This is a genomic window from Microbulbifer aggregans, assembly GCF_020524005.1.
In the GTDB taxonomy this organism is placed as follows: domain Bacteria; phylum Pseudomonadota; class Gammaproteobacteria; order Pseudomonadales; family Cellvibrionaceae; genus Microbulbifer; species Microbulbifer aggregans_A.
The window spans coordinates 1-2,597 of sequence record NZ_JAIVKK010000030.1 but is presented as its reverse complement, the minus strand read 5'-3'; the positions used below and the strand labels follow the sequence as shown (position 1 = coordinate 2,597).

At 43.7% G+C, this 2,597-nt stretch carries 4 protein-coding genes; all 4 read right to left on the bottom strand.

What is annotated here, in order from left to right; translation table 11 throughout:
• Positions 1-148 precede the first annotated feature (148 nt).
• The gene (locus tag LC093_RS20125; protein ID WP_226669267.1) at positions 149-556 is read right to left on the bottom strand and encodes a GFA family protein; all 408 of its coding nucleotides are present in this window, start codon (positions 554-556) and stop codon (positions 149-151) included.
• Between the two features lie 28 nt (positions 557-584).
• Positions 585-1,760 carry a serine hydrolase domain-containing protein gene (locus tag LC093_RS20120; protein ID WP_226669264.1) on the bottom strand — a complete coding sequence of 392 codons (1,176 nt, stop codon included), beginning with the start codon at positions 1,758-1,760 and terminating at the stop codon, positions 585-587.
• A 71-nt stretch (positions 1,761-1,831) separates the two neighbouring features.
• Positions 1,832-2,395, bottom strand: coding sequence for a hypothetical protein (locus LC093_RS20115; RefSeq protein WP_226669260.1), 564 nt, complete (start codon positions 2,393-2,395; stop codon positions 1,832-1,834).
• Positions 2,392-2,597, bottom strand: a 206-nt coding sequence (locus tag LC093_RS20110) for a hypothetical protein (protein ID WP_226669257.1), incomplete at its 5' end; no start/stop codon positions are given. The genes LC093_RS20115 and LC093_RS20110, both read right to left, overlap by 4 nt.

The following is a 2,597-nucleotide window of genomic DNA, read 5'->3' as shown; positions in this document are numbered from 1 at the left end:
GATAGCGAGACTGCTGTTGCCTTGAAATCATCGTCATAGCGGTTGTAGTGCTTTCTTCGTGCCATTCGACACCTCCAATTCCGTTAGATGGAGGTGTGTGCAAAAGCGGGTTAGGTTCCTGTCGCTCTGCCGCTGATTGTTATGTGAGTTACCCTCGGTCCGCTGGATGGTTTACCCCATCGTATGTTGGAACACCACCGACCTTGAGAGGGTTTACACCCTCCAGGCACGCCACATTGAAACCGTATTGAGTAGGATTGGAACGTCTTTGGTGATGTGTGTAAATACCGCAATTTCCGCAGAAATAGTGTTTTGCTGTATTAGTATTGAATTGATATAGCTTTAAATGCTCATGCCCTTCTAAGACATTGATGCCATCTAGCGATACTGATGCGGCGATTGCACCTCTCCTGCGACACAAAGAGCAATCACAACGCCGAAGATCAATAAGGCCATCAGGTAGATCCAGTTCAATTTTTACAAAGCCGCAGTGACATGAGGCTAAGTGTTTTGGCTGAATTTTTATTCCATCAATCTCTTTCAGATTTACGCCCATAGCTCTTTCCTTGTGCTCACATAAAGCCTCAATAACCGGCGCTCTTTACAGCGCCCGAGCTCATAGATTTTTTATGTGCAATCTCTAACGGTTTAGCTAAACGCTTGACTATTTCCCAAGCAGAATACTCGGCAACTTTAAAGTTACCGTCATTAGAGGTTATGGCTATCGCGGCATTGATATCTGGTAAAATTACAAGCAATGCATACCACATAGTATTTGATCCGTTATGCCAATGAGCAGTACCAACACCTAACTCTTCCGGTGGACCGATTACCCAGCCATAAGCATAGCTATTAAGATTTGGGTGATGTAGACGCTGGAACGATTCTCTTTTGAGGAATGAACTACGCCCTTGTATGCCTTGAAGATGTTCATCAGCATACAAAGCCAAATCATTAAGCGACAAATGTATTGTACCAGCAGGTCCAATTATTGGCGTGTTATCATCTTTTCCACTCTTAGTAAAACCAAATAATTTTTTATGCCCCCATGGCTGACTCAACTTTCCCTCTATATCTTTAGGGGCACCAAAGCCTCCACTCTTAATCCCTAGAGGTGAAAAAACCTCTTTTCTAATTAAATTTTCCCATGAAGCTCCTGCCTTATTTTCAGCTATTACACCCGCAATCGTATATCCGACATTTGAGTATACAAAGGTGCCACCTGGCGTTGCTTCTGGCCGCTGAGAGAGTATATTTCGCACTGCTGATTCTCTTGCAGCCATTCTTTCACTACCCGCGTTTGGATTTTTTAAGCTAACCAAAAGCGAGAAATTGCGTGTTGCTCCCGATGTATGTGCAAGCAGGTTGCCTAGAGTCACATCATTCCATTCTGAATGGATGTTCTTTTCGTCAGGAAAAACATCTTTGATAGATGTATCCCACTTCAAATCACCTTTTTCAATCAAGCGAGCAATCATCGTAGCTGTAAAAGATTTAGTAATGGAACCAATATGCCATAGGTCCTTCTGTGAGACGAGAACACCATCGCCTTTTTTACGCTCGCCGCTAACCGAAAGTCCAATGATCTTGCTGTCCTGAATAACTATCGCACCAAGACCGGCCAGATTTGCGGATTTTCTTTTTTCGTCCACGTGCCTTTTTAAAAGTTTGTCGATCTGCGTAATTGGGTTTGCTTCGGATGCAAAGCAATTAATTGAAGAAAGCACCAAAGGGACTATTAAAAATGATAAGGCTTTCATTGCGTTCTCTCAAATCATATAAACGCCCAGCGTTGGCTGTCGCTCTGCCGCTGTTTGTTATGCATGGCGAGCTACGCCCAAACCACTGAAAATTTTTTCTGCCCAGGATCCGAATACACTGAAATAGTGCAATCTCCAACAGGCCAGTTACCACTTACGGAGTCATCATCATTATCTGGAAATGAAATTTGAGCAATAAATTGTAAATTATTATCTCTAATATGCTGTATTGCCTTCTGATCGAGCTTTCCAGAGACTTCCAAGTATGAGAAACCGCCTAACTTATGATGCGACCAGTATTCATCTTCACAGTTATAATCGTCTTCTTCCTGCTCTAACCTTAATGAATGGCGTGACAACACTGAAGCGTTAAGATCATCTGCTCTTTCCCCATTTTTCTTGTGGGCGAAAACAATCACAGTCTCGCAGCTATACATTAGTCGGCCACGGCCTTCCCAAAATCTATCGAAATCTGTGGTTATGAATACAGAGATTAGCTCTCCCTCTGCATATGGATTTGGAATCGAGAAGAAATACGCAAGTTCCGGATTAAGATCAATTCCACTCACAGGCGCAGTGCCACCGACACTGAACGCACTATCCGAATTTTCTGGAACTATTGTCAAAGGGGTCATCTAATTCTCTGATGCATAACGCCGCGCTCAGCCGCGGACAATTTTGTGGGCTTTATGCGCAATAATGAGAGCGCAGCGACCGCGCGGTAGTGTTCAGAATTCTGTGTCATTTCTTTACCATTGACCGAAAAGAGATGACCCATGACCAAACCAACTTTCGATATGGATGCCGCGATCAAGGCGCTGCGTGAAGGCAAAGACC